Annotated in this window: 22 protein-coding genes, 7 tRNA genes, 1 other RNA gene, 2 pseudogenes and 1 riboswitch; of the genes and pseudogenes, 17 read left to right on the top strand and 15 right to left on the bottom strand. The window is 27.0% G+C overall.

Translation table 4 applies throughout. The features are described from left to right. The first annotated feature begins 6 nt into the window (after positions 1–6). The 4 genes from AACK78_RS02515 (at position 7) to AACK78_RS02500 (ending at position 3,204) form a co-directional block, all read left to right on the top strand. Positions 7–924 carry a hypothetical protein gene (locus tag AACK78_RS02515; protein ID WP_338956171.1) on the top strand — a complete coding sequence of 306 codons (918 nt, stop codon included), beginning with the start codon at positions 7–9 and terminating at the stop codon, positions 922–924. Beyond that, on the top strand, positions 914–2,122 hold the full coding sequence (locus AACK78_RS02510; protein WP_338956170.1) for a hypothetical protein: 1,209 nt from the start codon (positions 914–916) through the stop codon (positions 2,120–2,122). Before AACK78_RS02515 ends, AACK78_RS02510 begins: the two co-directional genes overlap by 11 nt. Before the next feature lie 15 nt (positions 2,123–2,137). Further along, complete coding sequence (locus AACK78_RS02505; protein WP_338956169.1) at positions 2,138–2,770, top strand: hypothetical protein; 633 nt, start codon at positions 2,138–2,140, stop codon at positions 2,768–2,770. Positions 2,771–2,925: 155 nt separating this feature from the next. Then, on the top strand, positions 2,926–3,204 hold the full coding sequence (locus tag AACK78_RS02500) for a hypothetical protein (RefSeq protein WP_338956167.1): 279 nt from the start codon (positions 2,926–2,928) through the stop codon (positions 3,202–3,204). Positions 3,205–3,229: 25 nt separating this feature from the next. Here the strand turns inward: AACK78_RS02500 and AACK78_RS02495 are convergent, their stop codons facing one another. The 11 genes from AACK78_RS02495 to trmFO form a co-directional block, all read right to left on the bottom strand. Continuing rightward, entirely contained in the window at positions 3,230–3,409 is a 180-nt protein-coding gene (locus AACK78_RS02495; protein ID WP_338956165.1) for a hypothetical protein, read from the bottom strand. A 4-nt stretch (positions 3,410–3,413) separates the two neighbouring features. Next, complete coding sequence (locus tag AACK78_RS02490; RefSeq protein WP_338956164.1) at positions 3,414–3,920, bottom strand: hypothetical protein; 507 nt, start codon at positions 3,918–3,920, stop codon at positions 3,414–3,416. Continuing rightward, positions 3,902–4,201: a hypothetical protein gene (locus AACK78_RS02485; protein WP_338956163.1), complete on the bottom strand. Its 300-nt coding sequence runs from the start codon at positions 4,199–4,201 to the stop codon at positions 3,902–3,904. The genes AACK78_RS02490 and AACK78_RS02485 overlap by 19 nt, the downstream gene beginning before the upstream one ends. Further along, complete coding sequence (locus tag AACK78_RS02480; RefSeq protein WP_338956161.1) at positions 4,202–4,771, bottom strand: hypothetical protein; 570 nt, start codon at positions 4,769–4,771, stop codon at positions 4,202–4,204. A 2-nt stretch (positions 4,772–4,773) separates the two neighbouring features. Continuing rightward, a complete protein-coding gene (locus tag AACK78_RS02475; protein WP_338956159.1) occupies positions 4,774–5,550 on the bottom strand; it encodes a hypothetical protein in 777 nt (258 codons plus the stop codon). A gap of 2 nt (positions 5,551–5,552) precedes the next feature. Then, a complete protein-coding gene (locus tag AACK78_RS02470) occupies positions 5,553–5,699 on the bottom strand; it encodes a hypothetical protein (RefSeq protein ID WP_338956156.1) in 147 nt (48 codons plus the stop codon). Next, a complete protein-coding gene (locus AACK78_RS02465) occupies positions 5,692–5,982 on the bottom strand; it encodes a hypothetical protein (protein ID WP_338956154.1) in 291 nt (96 codons plus the stop codon). The genes AACK78_RS02470 and AACK78_RS02465 overlap by 8 nt, the downstream gene beginning before the upstream one ends. 190 nt (positions 5,983–6,172) lie before the next feature. Further along, complete coding sequence (locus tag AACK78_RS02460) at positions 6,173–6,490, bottom strand: hypothetical protein (protein ID WP_338956152.1); 318 nt, start codon at positions 6,488–6,490, stop codon at positions 6,173–6,175. A 575-nt stretch (positions 6,491–7,065) separates the two neighbouring features. Further along, positions 7,066–7,245, bottom strand: a complete 180-nt coding sequence (locus tag AACK78_RS02455; RefSeq protein WP_338956151.1) for a hypothetical protein — start codon at positions 7,243–7,245, stop codon at positions 7,066–7,068. A gap of 376 nt (positions 7,246–7,621) precedes the next feature. Further along, entirely contained in the window at positions 7,622–7,906 is a 285-nt protein-coding gene (locus tag AACK78_RS02450) for a hypothetical protein (protein ID WP_338956149.1), read from the bottom strand. Next, positions 7,866–8,720, bottom strand: coding sequence for a methylenetetrahydrofolate--tRNA-(uracil(54)-C(5))-methyltransferase (FADH(2)-oxidizing) TrmFO (trmFO, locus tag AACK78_RS02445; RefSeq protein WP_338956147.1), 855 nt, complete (start codon positions 8,718–8,720; stop codon positions 7,866–7,868). The genes AACK78_RS02450 and trmFO overlap by 41 nt, the downstream gene beginning before the upstream one ends. A gap of 70 nt (positions 8,721–8,790) precedes the next feature. Here trmFO and AACK78_RS02440 point away from each other — a divergent pair, with 70 nt between their 5' ends. The 3 genes and pseudogenes from AACK78_RS02440 to AACK78_RS02435 all read left to right on the top strand — a co-directional run bounded on the left by AACK78_RS02440 (position 8,791) and on the right by AACK78_RS02435 (position 9,889). Further along, positions 8,791–8,952, top strand: a complete 162-nt coding sequence (locus AACK78_RS02440; protein WP_338956145.1) for a hypothetical protein — start codon at positions 8,791–8,793, stop codon at positions 8,950–8,952. 67 nt (positions 8,953–9,019) lie between these two features. After that, a pseudogene (locus AACK78_RS07385) lies at positions 9,020–9,289 on the top strand (hypothetical protein); the annotation flags it as partial. Positions 9,290–9,310: 21 nt separating this feature from the next. After that, positions 9,311–9,889: a DDE-type integrase/transposase/recombinase gene (locus tag AACK78_RS02435; RefSeq protein ID WP_338956142.1), complete on the top strand. Its 579-nt coding sequence runs from the start codon at positions 9,311–9,313 to the stop codon at positions 9,887–9,889. Positions 9,890–9,944: 55 nt separating this feature from the next. On the opposite strand, the pseudogene AACK78_RS02430 reads toward AACK78_RS02435, so the two are convergent. Continuing rightward, positions 9,945–10,163: pseudogene (locus AACK78_RS02430) on the bottom strand (FAD-dependent oxidoreductase); the annotation flags it as partial. Next, a complete protein-coding gene (locus tag AACK78_RS02425) occupies positions 10,144–12,807 on the bottom strand; it encodes a valine--tRNA ligase (RefSeq protein ID WP_338956140.1) in 2,664 nt (887 codons plus the stop codon). The pseudogene AACK78_RS02430 and the gene AACK78_RS02425, both read right to left, overlap by 20 nt. A 466-nt stretch (positions 12,808–13,273) precedes the next feature. On the opposite strand from AACK78_RS02425, the gene ssrA reads away from it, so the two are divergent. Beyond that, positions 13,274–13,701: a transfer-messenger RNA gene (gene ssrA, locus AACK78_RS02420) on the top strand. A gap of 146 nt (positions 13,702–13,847) precedes the next feature. Here the strand turns inward: ssrA and AACK78_RS02415 are convergent. Next, complete coding sequence (locus AACK78_RS02415) at positions 13,848–14,810, bottom strand: GMP reductase (RefSeq protein ID WP_338956138.1); 963 nt, start codon at positions 14,808–14,810, stop codon at positions 13,848–13,850. A gap of 180 nt (positions 14,811–14,990) precedes the next feature. On the opposite strand from AACK78_RS02415, the gene AACK78_RS02410 reads away from it, so the two are divergent. The 8 genes from AACK78_RS02410 (at position 14,991) to AACK78_RS02375 (ending at position 16,746) form a co-directional block, all read left to right on the top strand. Then, positions 14,991–15,908: a hypothetical protein gene (locus tag AACK78_RS02410; RefSeq protein ID WP_338956135.1), complete on the top strand. Its 918-nt coding sequence runs from the start codon at positions 14,991–14,993 to the stop codon at positions 15,906–15,908. 164 nt (positions 15,909–16,072) lie between these two features. Then, positions 16,073–16,148, top strand: a tRNA-Val gene (locus AACK78_RS02405). An 8-nt stretch (positions 16,149–16,156) separates the two neighbouring features. Further along, positions 16,157–16,232 (top strand) — tRNA-Thr (locus AACK78_RS02400). A gap of 5 nt (positions 16,233–16,237) precedes the next feature. Beyond that, positions 16,238–16,321, top strand: a tRNA-Tyr gene (locus AACK78_RS02395). Between the two features lie 16 nt (positions 16,322–16,337). Next, positions 16,338–16,412, top strand: a tRNA-Gln gene (locus tag AACK78_RS02390). A gap of 4 nt (positions 16,413–16,416) precedes the next feature. Beyond that, positions 16,417–16,492: transfer RNA gene (locus AACK78_RS02385), tRNA-Lys, on the top strand. An 18-nt stretch (positions 16,493–16,510) separates the two neighbouring features. Then, positions 16,511–16,597 (top strand) — tRNA-Leu (locus AACK78_RS02380). A gap of 75 nt (positions 16,598–16,672) precedes the next feature. Further along, positions 16,673–16,746 (top strand) — tRNA-Gly (locus tag AACK78_RS02375). 243 nt (positions 16,747–16,989) lie between these two features. Here the strand turns inward: AACK78_RS02375 and AACK78_RS02370 are convergent. Beyond that, positions 16,990–18,390, bottom strand: a complete 1,401-nt coding sequence (locus tag AACK78_RS02370; protein WP_338956133.1) for a BMP family ABC transporter substrate-binding protein — start codon at positions 18,388–18,390, stop codon at positions 16,990–16,992. An 87-nt stretch (positions 18,391–18,477) separates the two neighbouring features. Continuing rightward, a riboswitch (purine riboswitch) is annotated at positions 18,478–18,577 on the bottom strand. A gap of 228 nt (positions 18,578–18,805) precedes the next feature. On the opposite strand from AACK78_RS02370, the gene AACK78_RS02365 reads away from it, so the two are divergent. Beyond that, positions 18,806–19,570, top strand: a complete 765-nt coding sequence (locus AACK78_RS02365) for a type III pantothenate kinase (protein WP_338956132.1) — start codon at positions 18,806–18,808, stop codon at positions 19,568–19,570. Positions 19,571–19,626: the final 56 nt, after the last annotated feature.

Genomic DNA, 19,626 nt, shown 5'->3' with positions numbered 1-19,626 from the left:
TAAACAATGAATTTATTAATATTACGAATTTTAACTTTATTAACAGAAAATTTAGGCAATAAACCTTTAATAAATAAGTTTGTTAATTTAATTAATAAGGTTAATAAGTTTGCTTCATATTATGCTAATCCTTTTCAAAATATTACAAATAAAATTGAAGATATTTATCAGTGATTAAATCCTTATACTTATTTAAATTTAATTAAAAAAGATCATAAAAAAGAAATACAGCAAATATTAAATAAATTAGAAAAAGATAACAATATTAAAAATAGAGAACAATTTAAAAAAGAAAATTATCTAAATACTAATTGACAACCTTTAAATAGTAGTTGGCTTAATAGTGGTATGTTTAATATAACAAATAAGTTAACTTTAACAGGTAATTTAACTATTTTAATATATACAAAAACAGCAAAACATCCGAAATTTTATGGTCCATATGTTTATCCTAGTGTTCCAGTTGAAATTTGAAAATTATTAAGTAATGCTGTGTCTAATGCAGGAACTTTATTTTGGCGTTATTGATTAAGAAAATGATTACCTAGTCATTTAAGAGATTATATTAAAAAACGATTACCACAAGAATTAAAAGAAAAATATCCAAAAGGAAATATTAAATTAACATTACCACATATTCAAAAATTACAACAAATTAAAAGGTTTATTAATAATTTAAAGATTGGCCATTTTAATTTCAATTTTGCTGGTGAAATTAATAATAAAAAATGGTATCGAGAGCGAAAAAGTGATGTTAAAAATATTAAGAATTTATATAAAACACCAGTTAAAAGTATTTTTTATAAAACTAATCAAACTATTAAAAAAATTAAAAAAGTACAAAGAAAAGTTAATAGTTATAAACTATCTAATTTAAGAAATAAATATCGAAATCAATTAAGGGGTGTTTTATATGGAAAATAATTTAAGTAATTTGTTATTTATAACAGTTGAAGATGTTAAAGAAAGTAACCTTTGACAACCTATTAATGACCGTAAGCAATCTGCTTATAATGATAATTTAATTTATAATGCTATTTTAAAAACTAGTTTATGAATGGATAGATTATCAGGTGGCACAATTTCAGATAAGATTAATAAAAAAGATTTATTTCCCTGAGTGAAAAAAGATAATACTGGTTTAATTGAATATGATAAATGATTAAGTTATATTCAATCTGCTTGTTTATTAGCAGTTATGAATTGATATTTACCAAAAGGTGTTAATGATTTAACTGGTAGTGCATCTTTTTCACAAGGTGGAGTTGCTTATTCACAAACTAATGACCCCGAAGCAAATGAAAATATTACTAGAGATGTTAAAAATGCTTTAAAATTAGTTGGTGAAATAATTGATATTATATCTAGTAAAACGGTTGATAGACCATATAATTATCATTTAGGGAATTATGCTCATTCTTGAGAAGAAGAATATAAATATATTACTAAAAAAACATTTTATGACAGTTTATTATTTTATTTAAAAGAAAAAGTGCAAACTGATAACACTATTAATATTACTCATCCAACAATTATCGATTATAGTAAAATTGATTATAATGAATATATTAAACTTGTTGTTCCGTTTGATAATGATACGATTTATTATGAAAATAATGTATGAAAAGCAAAACAATGTTCAAGTGTAGAAACATCAATTGATAATAAAACTATTATTAAAAATGACCAACAACAATTAATGGTATCAGATGTTAAACAAGATAAATTAATAAGTGGAACAAATATTAAAACTATTAATGGGAATTCATTATTAGGTAATGGTGATATATCTATTAATACTGATAATGATTGAGAAGTTGTGAATACTAGTGATTTTATATCAGATAGTAGTCATTATTATGACATTAAAAACTATGATAAAGATAATTATAGTTATCAAGTTTTTGTTCAAAATAATGAAAATAATCCAACTGGTGGATATGGTGGTATGGTTACAACAAATCCTAGGTTCCCATTTTCTGTTAAAGCCCCGATTGAAACAAATGATGGATTATCTTTTTATGTATCATTTTCACAAGGAAAAATTATATCATATAAAAATCAATACGGAACACCTGCAAAAATGCAAGCATTATATATTCAAAGAAAAAAAGTAAGTTAGAAAGGAATTTAATTATTGAAACAAGATAAAACAACTTGATTAAAGGGTGTATTACCTTGAAATTGATTTAAAAAAGATCCTATTCCAACTTATAATTGAATTCATAAAGATATTAGAGAATGAGAAAGAAAATATAAAATTCGTAGTTGAGTAGTTAGTTTTTATACATTAATATTTTTAGCATTAAATTGTTGGTTAGAATATGGAATGATTGATGCAATGAAAGGAAAAATTGATTGATACAATTATGGTCAATATTGAGGTAATGGCATCGCTATTTTATTAACACCTTTATTTACCCATGGAATTCAGGGTATATTTGTTGCTAGTAGTAAACCGAAAGTAGATATGAAAATTGATATTCCACGATTAAAATTATCTAAAATGGGATTATTATTTACAATTTTACCTTTAATTACTTTAATAATTTCTTTAATTATTATTTTAATTGATAAATCAAAATGAAAAAAAGACCATTTAAGATATTGCTTAGATTGTCGGATTAATCCGCGCGTTATTCAACCAAGAATAGCAAAACAATGAAATAATTTAGATGGTATAACAGAAGAAATATTTAAAAATATACAAGATGAAAATATTAAAAAACAAAAACAAGAAGAAAATAACGATAAAAATAAATATAAATAATAATTATGAAACTAATAATTAAATTTTATTAAAATAGACTATATATAGGGGTGGTAGATATTTTTGGGTGGTTATATAGCTTAATTTATAAATTATTTTGTTCTGAAAGAATGGATGGCCACTGTTTGAGTAAGGATAAGAAAGGAAGCAAAAAAATGAATGAAACATTAATGATTGCTTTACTTGTGTTAGCTGGCGCAGGGGGTCTTGGCATTCTTGGATTATCTGCTAAAAAAATTAAAAAATATAAAGCAGAAATTAGAGAATTAAGAACGGCTGTTATTGCCCACGAAAAACATTTATGAGGGCCTGATTATGCAACAGAATTAGCCCTTAAAACAGGACAAATTAAAAATGTTAAAAAACAAGTTAAAGTAAACGACAAAAAACAAGCACAAAAAGATGCTATTAGAAAACTAACAAATAGTATTTAAAAAAATAACCAATTAAGGTTATTTTTTATTTTTCTTTGTTGTGACTTATATAAAAATTAATAAGATGTTCTATTCGTTGCGAATAAGTATCAAAGTTAGATAATTGATTTCAAACTTTTTCTTCATTTTTATTTAAGTAAAAATTAACATTTCGAATTTTACAAGAATAATATTTTCCTGTTTTTTGATTATATGATTTTTTCATAATATTAAACCTCATAATTAGCAATAATAATGGCATTTCGTAAATGATTACTTATTTTCTCATTATTATATTTTCAACCTTTACCATATTGATAAATTAAATTACTATCTTTATCAAATTCTCATAAACAACTATCATTATATTTACTTAAATTTTCCATATTTTTAACAACTGATTTAGTGTGTTTTGGTGAAACAGTAGCAATATATCCTTGTGTTTCTAATGAACCTAATAGTCTTAATAAATTATCTCTATCTTTTGAGCCATTGGCATTTGTATATAAACAATTTTCTATAAAAATTAAATATTTTAGTTTATTATTATTTGATAATATTTCCTCAAATGGTTTTTCATTTTTCAAATAATTTATAATAAATTTAGAGTGTTCTTTTCAATCTTTGTTTATAAATTCTTGTTTATCTAATAACATATTATCTTTAAAAGCAACAATAGCCGTAGTACCAGTTCCTGATGGGTGGTCAATACCCATTTTTATTCCCATCTTGCTCATTCTTCATCATTATTATTAACTGTTGGTACTACATTTGATATATCTTCTTCTTTAACTACATTATCATTAGTGTCCGCTATTTCTTCATAAGATAGGGTTTTTATATTATTTGATAATGGTTCATCGCTCATATGCCCCTTATTTTTGGCGACAGTAATATCATTAAAAGGTATATAATCAAAATTACTATCTTCTTTTATTTCTTTTTCATCTAAATCAATGTCAGTAATATCTATACCTAATTCTTGGGCTAATTTACGATATAATTTTGCTTCAACCATTTATTTTGGTCATTTATTTCAAGGCGAATATTCACTATTTTCACTTGGACTACTATTTTTTAAACGGTCAATATCAGCTTTTCTTAATAAAATTCCTTTTGTTTCACCAGTTAAACGATTAATTCCAAAAGCATAAGCACCAATAATATTTTCATATTGACTGGTATTTGTCATAAAATCTATTTCATGTAATTTTGGTTTTTGTAAATCGGTATCTCATACAAATTTTTCACTTTTATAAATAATTCCTCGTTTTAACATTCAATTTTCTTGTTCCATTCTTTTTTGAAACACACTACTATCAATAATAGTTATTAATTTATTTTTAAATGGAATAATATTAAAATCTTTTCCGAATATTAAACCTTTATTACTTAAATTAATAATTCCTAAGGCTGTAATTTTTCCATTATCAGCATTACCCACTAAATTCATATAACTTTGATTATTTTTTAATTTTAGTTCTTGTAAAGCAATTAAATTTTCTTGTAAATATTTAGAATTAACATTTAATTCATATGCTTTAACTGCTGTTGCTACTAATTCTTTTATTCCCATTTGATTATTCATAATTATTTCTCTCCTTTATTTATTTTGAATTTAATTCCATTAACACCAATAGTATTAATGTTTTTATTACTATCTCATTGTTTTTTAATTTCGTTTTTAACAATTTGTTCATCAACAATTAAATAATTTTTAATTAAATTAATAAGTTCTAATTTATCAGCATTTTGTAAAAAATCATCATTAACACCCAAAATATCAATATCTTTAATTAATATTTTTTCTTTCCGAAATTTACTAGTAGTTTTTTCTAAATCTTGTTCTATTTTTGCTACATCTTCCATAACACGAACTTGTTCATCTTCAATTTGGTCCATGTCTAACCCCATATCAGGCGTTAAGTTATTAGCATATTCAACCCTATTTTCTTGTTCTTGTTTTTTAGTTTGAATAAACTGTTGTTGTTTTAAGTATTGAACTTGTATTAGGCTATTTTTAATTTCAATTTTATTATTTTGAAGTACTTTTTCTAAATTAATAATATTAACTCTAATTCGATTTAATTCATCTTTAAAATCTTTTATTAATTCTAATGGTTCTCTAAAAACAAAATCAATTTTACTAATAGCACTGGGTATATCTTTTAAATGTATATCTTGATAACCATTTAATGCATAATGATTAAGATGACGATAGATAAACTCTGCTAATTCTTTACCGTGATTATCAATTCAATTTTTAATCGATAATGCTTTTAAACTTAATTCTTTAAAATCATTACCTTTTAAATAAAATGGATAGGTAATATTTTTAATTTGATTATTTAACTTTAAATCTGCCATAATTAAATTTCCTTCAAATCCACTTCACTTATTAAATTATCAATATATTCGTAAGCAGTCTCTTCTGAATAACATTCTTCTAATGCGATATTAAATAAATCTTCTTCGCTATAAACATAACCACTTTCATCTTTTCACATATTATTCATAATTTATCACTTCGTAGTCTGCTTCTTCATTTTCTAAATAATCATCTATTAAACCTTTAACCTCATCAATTTCATATCATTTTAAATTTAAGTCAAAATATTTTGGCAATAAAATATTACCTACATGTCGCTCTTCATTACCAAATTTAAGATATAAATTTAATTCTCAACTCATATCATAGTCACTATCAATTTGTGCATAAATAATATCTTTATTACTAATTTTTAATGCGTTATTATTAATTCACTTTTCATTTAAGTAATCACGAATACAATATGACATTTTCTTATTCCTCCTAATTATTTTTATTGTTTAATGCTCAATGTTCATCCGTAATATCTTCTTGCGATACTGAATAACTTTTAAGGATTAATTCATTCAATTTATTTTCTTTATTGCATTCTTTATAAAAACAATAACCTCAATATCTTTATTTAAGACAAATTTTATTTAACTTTTTCATATAAACCTTCTAAATTATTTGATTGATTTTTTTCTCAATTTGTAATATTTTTCAACCATCTGATGCTAAATCTAAAATATCGTTAATTTTGTAATGTTGCATATAAGAAGCAATAACATCTCATTTATTTTCAAATAAATTTAAATACATTTTTGCTCATTCTAAACATTGTAAATCATAATGATTTTTATGATGTGAAATACGACAATTAAAAGGTTGACAATTCACTCAATCAAATAATGTTGTTATTTCATTTCAAGTTTTATTAATATACAAACTTTTATATTCCATTATATTTCCTCCTATTTTTAATTCGCTGGCACTCACTCCCAAGTGAAAGTGCCAAAGCGATAATTAGTTATATAAGTATTTATCTACTTATTTACTACGCCATCCGCTTCACTGGGGGTGAGCGGTGGCGATAATATATTTAATATTTATTTATTATTAGATAATAGACAGTTGTTTTTTATTGTTTACGCCAGAGAATTTTCTCTCTTCATCCGCGCCATTTCAGGTCAAAACGTTCAGTTTTTAAAATAAATTCACTTGCACCTTGAAGAGCCTAATGCTGGCTTTGTGGTTTTTAAACCGCTGCCATCCTCGATGGGGACAATATCTATCGCAAATTTATTTATAAAGTGGCCATCTCTATCTTTATTGTCGTTTGATATTGACCTTGCACTTATCACGACTATCGCTTAGTTCTAATAAACCAGCGCCGATTTACATATTTCCTCATACACTATTTCAGTACTTGCCTCGGCTGGCTGTGGAAATGAGCTTAAACTCATGTTCTTATGGAAGCACTCAGTTATTTAAAATAACCGTCCCACACTGCATTAAGTTGTTTTATAAAATCAAAGTTTAAAATAACCAGTTTCTCAATCAAAGATAATTTTTTAATTTTCTATTTTTTGATAAAATCGCTTTTGTTTCTTATCTTTTGTACGATTTAATAAATCTTTGTGTTTATCACAAGTTCATAAAACTTTATTTGATAAAAATTCTTCGGTAATGAATGATATTGATTTATAGCAATTATCAACATCACATATTGTTTGTTTCGTATTAATTTCCATTACTTACTCCTTTCTTTGATATTAAGTTTTTTTATTTATTAGCCAAATTAATTAACTAAAACAGAGAAAGGACAACACCTTAAATTAGGAGAAAAAACAGGTACACTTTGTAAAGATTTCTAAGATATTTAATAAATGTGTAATACAACTTTTTTTGTTAACTTAAAGTTGTGATAAAAAGTTTCTATTTTAAGAATTTAAGATGCTACCCTTTCTCTGAATTAATTAATAATTATGGGTTTACAAATAAAAAAACAACCCTTTTTATTTAACAAGAGTTGTTTTTTGGAGGTTCATCGTACACGATGCCAAAAATAAAATTTTTCCGACTACCACTATTAATTTAGTTAATTTTTTATGATTTGGTATTTACAATTTACACATTGTTTGTAATAAAATCTTTTAAAATTGTTAATGCTCGATTACTATATGCTAAATATTTTTCATGTTTATTTTTAAAGCGTTTGTCAAACGCAGGTATAATTCCAAAGTTAGATTTCATTGGTTGAAAATTAGTTGTTGACGCATTAATAATATAATTTACTAATGCTCCCATCATTGTTTCTGGGGGTAATGCTATCATCGGTTCTTTTTGTAATAGTTTTGCAATATTCAATGCACTAATAATTCCCGTTGCCGCTGATTCAACATATCCTTCCATACCAGTAATTTGCCCTGCGAAAAAAAATATTTGGATAATTCTTTAATTGTAAAAATTGATTTAACAAAACAGGAGAATTAATAAAATTATTCTTATGAATAACCCCATATCGTACAATATGAGCCTGTTCTAATCCTGGCAACATCATAATCAAGCGTTGTTGTTCTGGAAATTTTAAATTAGTTTGAAAACCAACTAAATTATATAATGTATCAATTGCATCATCTTGCCGTAATTGAACAACAGCATATGGTCGTTCCCCATTTGATTTCTCTAAACCAACGGGTTTTAGTGGTCCAAATAATAGGGACTTAACTCCTCGCTTCGCCATTGCTTCAATTGGCATACATCCTTCAAAATAAATTTCTTTTTCAAAATCATGTAAAGTTACTGTCTCCGCAGTAATTAATGCTTGAACTCATAAGTCAAACTCATCTTTTGTCATTGAACAATTAATATAATCTTTACTATCGACTTGGTCATAACGTGACTTATAATATAGCTTTGTAAAATTAATACTTTCTTTGGTAATAATTGGGGCAACAGCATCATAAAAATAAAAATATTCTTGCCCTAATAATTCTTGCATTGTAGTTTGCAATTTTGGAGTTGTTAATGGACCAGAAGCAAATAAGGTAATGGCATTCGAATCAATTGTTGTTATTTCTTGGTCAATTAAAGTTACATTTGAATTATTTGTTAACCATGTTGTAATATAGGCTGAAAATTGGTGGCGATCAACAGCTAATTCTCCTCCCGCTGGAACACGACTTGCATAGGCTGCCTTAATAATTAAGGAATCAAAGGCTAACATTAGACTGCACCCAAAAGAGTAAGTAAATAAAAAAAGTCTTTGCTAAACTTTAGAGGAGGTGCATTTTTATATGGCAAGAAAATGACAAAAATTTAATAAATATACAGCATATTTTCGAAAAATGATAGTACAAGAGGTTAAAAATAATAGTATAAGTTTTATTGCAAAAAAATATCAAATTAATAAAAAACTGTTGCTTCATGGTATGAAAATTTTAAGAAAGGAATTTTAAACACCAATAAAGGTCCAAAAGAATCATTTGAAAAAAGAGATTTAAACTATTACAAAGTTAGGTATGAATTACTAAAAAAGCTTCATGACTTTTACAATTAAATAAAAAAATTGTATCTTTTATCAAAGAAAACATTAATAAATATCCACTAAATTTATTACTTGATATAACAGATTTAAAGCGTAGTTATTGAGATAAATATAAAAATTATTCAAGTAATGGTAAGAATAGCGAATCATTAAAAAATATTGTAAAAGTCTATGAAGAAAATTTAAAACAATTTGGTTATCGTCGAATTACCAAATATTTAAAAGAAGATTATGGCATTGTTTATAATGCTAAGAAAGTATTGCGAATTATGAAAGAAAATAATATTCAAGCTGAATATGTAAAGCGTATGCGTAGAAAAATATTAATAAAACAAAATAGAAATAAAAATATAATTAAATATCCTGATTTAGTAAATCGTAATTTTAATGATATTAAAGAAAGATTTTCAATTTTATTTACTGATGTAACTTATTTAATTTGAAATGGTAAAAAACATTATCAATCAACAATACTTGATGGATATACTAAAGAAATTATTGATGTAAAATGATCAAAATTTAATAATAATAAACTTGTAATTGATAATTTAAATGATGCAATTAATAAAATTAAAAAAATAAAAAAAGATCTAAATAAAACAATAATTCATTCAGATCACGGATATCAATATACATCTAAAGATTATAATAGTAAATGTTTAGATAACAAAATTATAATTTCAATGGGTAAAAATTATCATTGTGCAGACAACATTATTATTGAAAGTTTTCATTCATTACTTAAAAAGGAACAATCCATAATAAAAATTATAAATCTCATAATGAATATATTAATGATGTTAAAAAATGAAATAAATGATATTCAAACCAAAAAGAAAAATATATAATAAATGAAAGTTTGTAAACCTTTTTATTAATACTTACTAAACAGGGTGCAGTCTACATTTCATATTTCAATAAGCCAACTCCATTCGTTAAACTATCACTGCGTAAGGAATTAGAACAAACTAATTCAGCAAATGAATCTTGTTTTTGCACCAGATTCTTAACTAACCGTTTACTCTCATATAAGTTAATTTTAAAACCTCTTCGTGCTAATTGGTACGCTGCTTCTGTTCCTGCCAATCCGGCCCCAATAATATTAATTGTTAGAGTTCTCATTAGTTATTTTCCCTTTTAACTGTTGATATTTCTCTAAATACTGGGAATATTTTTCTTGCTCAATCTTAATCTTTTCCGCGCTAGCTTTTGCTAAAAAGTTTTGATTTTCTAAAATGTTTTTACTTCGTTTTATTTCTTGCTCTAGCCGAGTTAATTCGATTGTTGTTTTTGCTTGTTCAGTGGTTTCATCAATAATATCATTTGCCACAACTTCTAAAATAACATTGGATAATGGAATTGTTAAATATTTTTGATGCTCATCTTTTTGTTGCAAAACACCAATAATTTTACTATTTACCATTTTTAAAATAAATTCATTAATTAAAGTAATTAATGCTGTATTAATTTTATTTTTGCTACTTGTTTGATCAACTCAAATTTCAATTTCCTGTTGTTTTTTAACTTGATAATCACTACGCACTTCTCGTATAGCAGCAACAATTTCGGTCACTACATTTAAATAATCAACATCATAATTAAAATTAGTTGTTGGATAATTTTCTAACATAATTGATTGTTTTAAATTTAGTTTCTGATAAATCTCTTCTGTTACAAATGGAATAAAAGGATGCATCATAATTAAAATTTGTTTTAGCACATAAAATAATGTTTGTAACGATGCCATTTGAATGGTGACATTATCGCTTTGCAAATTAACTTTTGTTAATTCAATATATCATGAACAAAACTTATTTCACACAAAATCATACAAAGCTTTACTGACTAACACAAACTCATATTTCTCCATATTAGTTTGAACTTTCACAATTGTTTTTGTTAATTCCGTTAAAATTCATTGATCAATCTCATTCGCTTGATGTGCTAATAATTTCTTAATCTCTTGGTCAAAATTAGCTAATGGGTTGAAATTACTTGGTAAATTCATTTCAATATATCGAGTAGCATTTCATAATTTATTAATAAAATTTCATGCTCCTTTTACCTTCTCTAAAGAAAAACGCAAGTCTTGACCTGGCGCACTATTTGTAACTAAAAAATAACGTAAGGTATCAGCCCCATATTCTTTAATAACATCCATTGGGTCAATCCCATTTCCTAAGGATTTACTCATTTTACGCCCTTCTTCATCCCGAATTAATCCATGAATTAAAACATCATTAAACGGTTTTTTATTGGTAAATTCTAATGATTCAAACATCATTCTCGAAACCCAAAAGAAAATAATATCATAACCAGTAACTAAAACATTGGTTGGAAAATAACGTTGAAATAATGTTTCATCTGAAATTCATCCTAAAGTTGTCATTGGTCATAATGCCGACGAAAATCAAGTGTCTAAGACATCTTCATCTTGCACTCAATTTTTACTATTATCTGGTGCTGTTAGACCAACATGAATCTTTGTTAAATCATCTTTATGATATCAAGCAGGAATTTGGTGCCCTCATCATAATTGACGTGAAATACATCAGTCTTGTACATTTTCCATTCAATTAATTAATGTTGTATTAAAACGAGACGGGTAAAACTTAATTTGGTCATTTGTTGCTTGAAATTTAATAATTTTTTCAGCAAAATAAGCCATTTTAAAAAATCATTGATCGGATAAATATGGTTCAACAATAGCCCCGCTTCGTTCTGAAAAACCGACTTGATGAAAATGATCTTTAATCTCAACGACTAATTTCTGTTTAGTTAAATCATTAACTAAATTCTGACGAGCGGTAAAACGATCTTGGTTATTATATTCCCCAGCTAGTTCATTCATTGTCCCATCTAAATTCATACAAATTGGCATTGCTAAATGATGACGCAAAGCAATTTCAAAATCATTAGCATCATGGGCTGGCGTACATTTCATTGCCCCTGTTCCAAAATCTTGATCAACATAATCATCACAAATAACAGGAATTAATTCACCATTCGCTGGATTTACGACTTTCTTATTTCAATATTGTCGATAGCGCTTATCATTTGGATTAACGACAACACATTGATCAGTAAACATTGTTTCTGGGCGAGTTGTTGCAATTGTTAAAAACTCGCTTGTACTATTTTCTAAAAAATATTTAAAATAATACATTTTTCCTTGTTGCTCTTGATAAATAACTTCAATATTTGATAAAGCAGTTTTTTGCAATGGGTCTCATGAAATAATTCGTTTGCCACGATAAATTAATCCTTTTTGATATAAATCAATAAAGACTTTTTGCACTGCTGCTGATAAATTGTCATTTAAAGTAAATTGTTCGCGAGAATAATCTAATGCTAATCCTAACTTAGCTCATTGTTCTCGAATAACTTCGGCATATTCTTCTTTTCATATTCAAACTTGTTCAATAAACTTTTCACGCCCTAAATCATGACGTAACATCTTTTTTGTTACGCGTAAGCGTTCTTCAACCTTTGCTTGGGTAGCAATTCCGGCATGATCCATTCCTGGTAAATATAATGTATCAAATCCCATTAATTTTTTATAACGAATAATTAAATCTTGTAATGTTGTATCCCAAGCATGTCCTAAATGTAGTTTTCCAGTTACATTTGGGGGGGGGATGACAATACTAAAACTTGGTTGTTTACTTTTCACATCCGCTGTAAAATAATCTGCTGTTTTCCAAAATTGATACTTTCCTTTTTCGACTAAGTCATGATTATATTTCTTTGTTAATTCTTTTCCCATACGCTATCCTTTCTAAATAAAAACTCCTATTATTTAAATAAAATAATAGGAGCAATTATTATGCAATAATTACGGTACCATCCTTCTTTAATAAGTATTACTTACTACCTTAATTAAAATATCAAGTTAAAATATTTAGCAACCTTCATTAAAACAATAGGTTAATTTCACACCGCCAATTAACTCTCTGAACTATGTTATTAATTACTCCTCTAATATTTATGGTTTTATTATAATTCTTTTTTAATTAATTGCAACTATTTTTAATTTTTCCCAACAAGAATATTTATAAAATAAAAAATAAAAGTTAATAAAATTATAAAAATAAATATTAAAAACAATATTTTTAATTTAATATTTTTTGTGATTATTGTTTTTTATTTTTAATTTGTTATGGTTTTATTAACTTTTTATCATTTAGTTTTACAGTATACAGTTTAATAATTTAAGAGTATAATTACTATATGGGGATGTTCTGGTTTCGACAGGAATGATCTACTAATATTGGCAGTAGTTTGGCAAACTATAATGCTACTAGGTTTGAAGAAATGCAAACAAAAAACAAACAGAAGAAAAAGTTGAAATTCCTACTTTCTTGATGAATAATCAATTAGCAGGGAGACCAATGTTAGCAGCTTAATTCCTCGTTGTTAGAGGATTGCTAGCCGTAATGATGATTAATTGTAGGTTATTAATTATTATCGTATCTCAAAATTTAATCTAATAGAAATTCTGATTGATAATGTTAGGATTTTGAAAAATCTTATTATCTAGTTATTTAATTAGTTGTCTAATCCTACTATTAAATAATGAAAAAAAGATGATTAGACTAAACTGTAGAAGGTATTAGAAAGTTATTTGTGGACGCGGGTTCAATTCCCGCCATCTCCACCATTTTTAATTTGTTATAATTTTATTAATTTTTTATGATTTAGTTTTACAGTATATATTCTTATTCAATTTCTGAGTTTTTTTCAAAACCATTCTTTTTTTCACGCGACCAACTTTATCTTTACCCTACTTTTATTTATACGACCAATTTAAAAATTACTATCTTTTAAAATGACATAATCAACTTTTTTAATGGCCGAAAGGTCTTTTCCTCCAGCATAGGAAATTGATGATTGTAAATCTTCGGTCATTTCGCGTAATGTTTCAAAAATGCTACCGCGAATTTCAATCAATTCTTTTTTTCCTTCAACATAACGTTTTTCACCTTTATTATATTCACTTGCTGAGCCAAAATATACTTTATATTTAACGCCATTATTTTCAACTTTTTTTCCTGGTGATTCTTGATGAGCAGCAAATAAGCTTCCGATCATACACATTGTCGCTCCCATTCGGATTGATTTGGCAATATCACCATTAACTCGTAATCCACCATCCGCAATAATTGGTTTTGAACTACCTTTACTGCATCATTTAACGGCCGATAATTGTCATCCACCATTCCCAAAGCCAGTTTTTAATTTTGTAATACATACTTTTCCAGGTCCAATTCCAACTTTTGTTGCATCAGCGCCTCATTGTTCTAAATCACGAACAGCTTTTGGGGTTCCAACATTACCAGCAATAATAAATGTTTCGTGCCCTAAATGGTGACGAATATGTTCAATCATTTTCTTAACACTAACGGCGTGACCATGGGCAATATCAATTGTAATATAGTCAGGAATTAAAGCTTCTTTTTGCAATGTTTCAATTAAGGCATAATCATCTGGTTTAACACCAACGGAAATTGATGTAATTAAATTTTTACTTTTCATATGTTTAATAAATTTAATTTCATTAACATTAAAACGATGCATAATATAAAAATAGTTTTTTTCAGCTAGTTTTTCACATAATTCTTCATTAACTACCGTTGCCATATTAGAAGGTACTACAGGTAAATTAAAGGTATGTTTTCCTAATTTAACGGTTGTATCACATTCTTTTCGGGAATCAACAACACATAATTCTGGAATCAATTGAATGTCTTCATAATCAAATGCTTTCATTATTTTAATTTCACCTCACTTATTAAATGTACCATAAAATAAGGTGAAAAAACGGATTTTTTCGGTTGAAAAAGAATGAAAGAAATATCTTGTATTAAACTGAAAAAAGCATATAATTTACTTATATAATTGTAGAAAGGAATAGTGATTATATAAATGATGAGAAGAAATTTTTTATTTATGAGATTTTGAATTGTGTTGTCAAGTATCGTTGGTATTGTGGGGATGACAGCAGCAGTGGGAACTTACTTTTATTATTTAGGTCAATATAACAATGGAACTTTTCCTGGTGATCTAAATGTGGCACGTAGTTTATTAATGAATTCATATGCTGATTTAACAAGTTACAAAGTGTTAATTTTATTAGCCGTTATTTTTTCGTTATTTACCACAATCATCTGTAATATTGGTTTAATTCGTTATGCGATTGGGAGTACTGATGCTGAATTATGTGCTAACAAATGAAGTTTAGCGGTTTTATCATTATCATTTGGTGGATTTTTTGCACCTTTTGCATTAACATGATTACCAGATACTGATGTTAAAGCGACAAAAAATGCTCGCATTGTTATTGTTCGTTATTTAGGAACTGCTTGATTAGTCTCAGCTCTTGCTTGCATTGCTTCTGTAATGATTTTTTACAACAAAGCAACAGATAAAGTGTGAGTTGGTGATGCAAAACAAAATTTTGCCATTATGATGGGAGTTTTAGCTGTTGTTAGTGTTTTAAGTTTAATTTTTGTCCCGGGTTTTTATAGTAATAAAGTCGTAGCTAATATGATGACCGAAACTTCTTATGGAAAATGATTACGTTTGGTTTCAACTATTTATACTGTTTTAGTAACAATAATGTTAATTATTCAAATTATTACAGCATTATTAAAATTGATTGAAGCATTTGGACGTATGTTCCAAAAAGGACAAGATGGTTTATCAATTTTTGTCAATATTTTACACTTTACTTCAACTTTAATTGGAATATTCTTTATGGTTTATCTAATTACCAAAGTAATCAAAGGATTATGACGACGTGAAGACGGTTACATGATTAATATTCCCCAATATAAGGGATCTGATCATATGCAATGTCAACATTAATTAAGATTAGAAAATGGATTTACAAGCATAAAAATCCATTTTTTAAATCTATTATGCATTTTAATATTTTAAAAAATTAATTAATTAATAATATTTTAATTGACAAAAATTATTGTTTTATATAAAATTAAGAAGGTTTCAACACAATAAACGAATTGTATAATCGGGTGTTAGCTCAGTTGGGAGAGCGCCTGCCTTACAAGCAGGTGGTCAGCGGTTCAAGTCCGTTACACCCGACCATGATTTCTGCTGGCTTAGCTCAATAGGTAGAGCAACTGACTTGTAATCAGTAGGTTGGGAGTTCGATTCTTCTAGCCAGCACCATTTTTGGAGGGGTAGTGAAGTGGCCAAACACATCTGACTGTAACTCAGCTCCTTCGGGTTCGGGGGTTCGAATCCCTCCCCCTCCACCATATTTATTGTGTATTTTGGGCTATAGCCAAGCGGTAAGGCAAAGGACTTTGACTCCTTCATGCGCTGGTTCAAATCCAGCTAGCCCAGCCATTGTCTCCTGTTAGCTCAGTAGGTAGAGCATCTGGCTTTTAACCAGTGGGTCAAAGGTTCAAGTCCTTTACAGGAGACCATTTATAAAAAAGATATATGCCCGAGTGGCGGAATAGGTAGACGCAACGGACTTAAAATCCGTCGGTTTTACAACTGTACCGGTTCAAGTCCGGTCTTGGGTACCATTTATTAAAAAAGAATTGACATCAAACAAGACAATGGTATATATATTATTGTGGTTAATGATAAAATTTAAAAATGCGGGTGTAGTTTAATGGTAGAACTTCAGCCTTCCAAGCTGACTGTGAGGGTTCGATTCCCTTCACCCGCTCCATGATATTAATTGTTAGTTTAACATTTTTTATTTTTATATTGTAAGTGCCAAATCATAAAAAGTTAACTATTAATTTAGTTAACTTTTTATGATTTGGCACTTACAATATAAAAATAAAAAAATCTAACAAGAATTTTTTTTGCCGGTTTATCGTACAGGACGCTAAATTAAGAACAATATTTATAATTTACAATCATAAATTTATTGGATTTATATCAATTTAGTTTGTTACTAACAAATATCTTATAATATTTTTTCAATCTCTGTTAATAAATATTCTTTTAATGTTGTTTGTGTCTCGTAAGTATTTTGTAAAGTATTAGCAAAGTTCTGTGCGGCAATTGCCCCATGGTTATCAATCCCCGTTTTATAAGCTCGTTGTAATATTTGAATAATTTGATCAAATAAAGTATTTTTGCTTTTATCTTCACTAGTATTATGTAAAAAATCAACTAAGTTTTGTTTAACCCATTTAGTTGTTTCAATCCCTGTTCATGATGGATGATCAAGGGAAGTTTGATCAGTATTAATTCAACAATTATTGGTTTGATATGTCAAATCTCACATTTCATTTTGAGCATCATAACCACATTCTTGCGAATAAATATTTTTTAAAGCATCATAAGTTGAAGTGCCAATTTGTTTTAGAGCACTTGTTACAACATAATTTTCCCCATAAATTTTTGATTGTTCAGTATCAACACCAACAACTTTAGCATTAACTTTATGAACTTTAATTTGATTAATTGTATCTTGCACTTGTGCCCCAGCAACAGGAAAAATAATACGAGCCCCCCGAGACAATAATTCATCACTAATAATTTTCCCGTTGCCAGCTTGAAATGATTGTGAAAATCATGATTCATTTTGTTTTAAAACTTTTTGAACTTTAATAACTGGTTGTAAAGTTATTATTGACGGATTAATATTTTGAACTTGCTCGGATAATTTGCCTTTTAAATTATTTCACTTATTGTTTAATGGTGTATCAATAATCATATTAAATAAATCAACCCCAACTAAAAAACCTCACATATAATTTGAAACAGCAACAGGATTATCCATTCCCCCATAAGTACCTATTTTTAATTGACCATTATATTCTTGTTGATGAGCATTTAAATAAATACTTGTTGCTAAACTAACAAAAAAACCAGAAGCTTCAGCTTGATAAGTAATTCCAATAATATTTTTTGCTAAAGGAGCTTTTTGATACATATTAAGATGAATATTTTGCCCACTACCATCAATATAAATAATATTATCAACTAAATCTGCAGCTCACCCCAAAATGTTACCATGATTAAAGCCTGGTAAAACTAAGGTTTTGGCCCCTGCAATTGAAGAAGTAATATAAGCACGTTTATAATCACCAGGTGTTTGACTAACTGATTCAAAATAACTTGCTCGTCAATCTGAAGTTTTTCATTGTAATCTTAAAATCGCGTTATTTTTTTGGGCAACAACATATTTACTTGCCCCTTCTCATGCCGATTGATTAAAAGCACGGTCAGTAATAGTCCCACCATCAATAATAACTCAAATACTACTATCAAAATAATATTTTTTTATACAAGCAATAAGACTGCTAGCTGAAGTCCCCGCAATACTTATAATCATTAAACTTTGTAAAATTCTTTTCATTAAATTTGCTCCTTTTTAACTTAATGTTCCTAAAAACAAAAAAAATCAACCTGGTATCTTCAATTAAAATGAATGGTTAATGTTTAAAAAGCAAAAGCATTAACCTATAGTGTCTTTTTCCAATGGTAAGACGTAGAAACACTAGACCATATTACTAATATATACAGGTATATCATTTATTTTTATACTTACATCATAATCTCTTTTTTTAGAAAAAGCAAATAAAATAAAAAAAAACAATCCGAGTGAAATTGCTTTTTTAGGGTATCCATGAAGTATAAGATAATATAATACAAAGTATGGTCATATTTATAGGGCTAAACTTGTGCTGTTTATTTTTAATTTGTTATAATTTTATTAACTTTTTATGATTTAGTTTTACAGTATATACTAATAAAGGAGCGTGAACAATAAGATGAAATTATTAGTTGATATTGGTAACACCGCAATTAAATTTGCTATTCTTAATCGGCAAAAAAAAATCATTGTTTTTTTAATAATGTCTAGTCATGAATTAGTGGCGGAAAAAAATTTTCGCCAAAAAATAACTACTGCTTTAAGTAAAATAAATTGTAATTTAACTGATCTTACTTTATTGGCATTGTTATCAGTTAGACCAATGTGAGATGATCTAATTTATCAATTAACGTTAGATTTAAAGATTCCTTTTTATCAAGTTAAAAAAAATTTATTAACCGATCGGTTAATAACAGATATTCCTAATCCTCGTAATCTTGGGGCGGATTTAATTGTTGGCTCTTATGCAACATTAAATTTATTTCCAAAACAAGATGTTATTTTAGTTAATATGGGAACTGTAACAACGATTTCCTTATTAAAACCAGGCATATTATTAGGAACAATTATTATGCCTGGTTTAGAAATATCAGCTGAAGCCTTATTTGAACGGGCTCAATTATTACAAAAATTTGATTTCTCTTATGAGAATGTTATTTTAGGAAAAAATACCAAACAAGCAATCAATATTGGGTTAGTTAATGGTCATTTGTTAGCAATAACTGGCTTTGTTAATCAACTTGCCAGTGAAGTAAGCAAACCACAAGTCATTTTAACAGGGGGCAATGCTGACTACATTAAAAAATTAGTTAATTATCATTATGATAAGGATTTAATTTTTCACGGTTTAGTTGCTATTTTACAAGATAATAACCTAATATAAAAATAGAACCAAAGTCCTATTTTTATATTTTTGAAATATTTTATTAATTGTAAAGT

This window comes from Spiroplasma endosymbiont of Polydrusus cervinus (assembly GCF_964019755.1).
Lineage (GTDB): Bacteria > Bacillota_I > Bacilli_A > Mycoplasmatales > Mycoplasmataceae > Spiroplasma.
The sequence above is the reverse complement of the archived record's forward strand: the minus strand, read 5'-3'. Positions and strand labels throughout refer to the sequence as shown.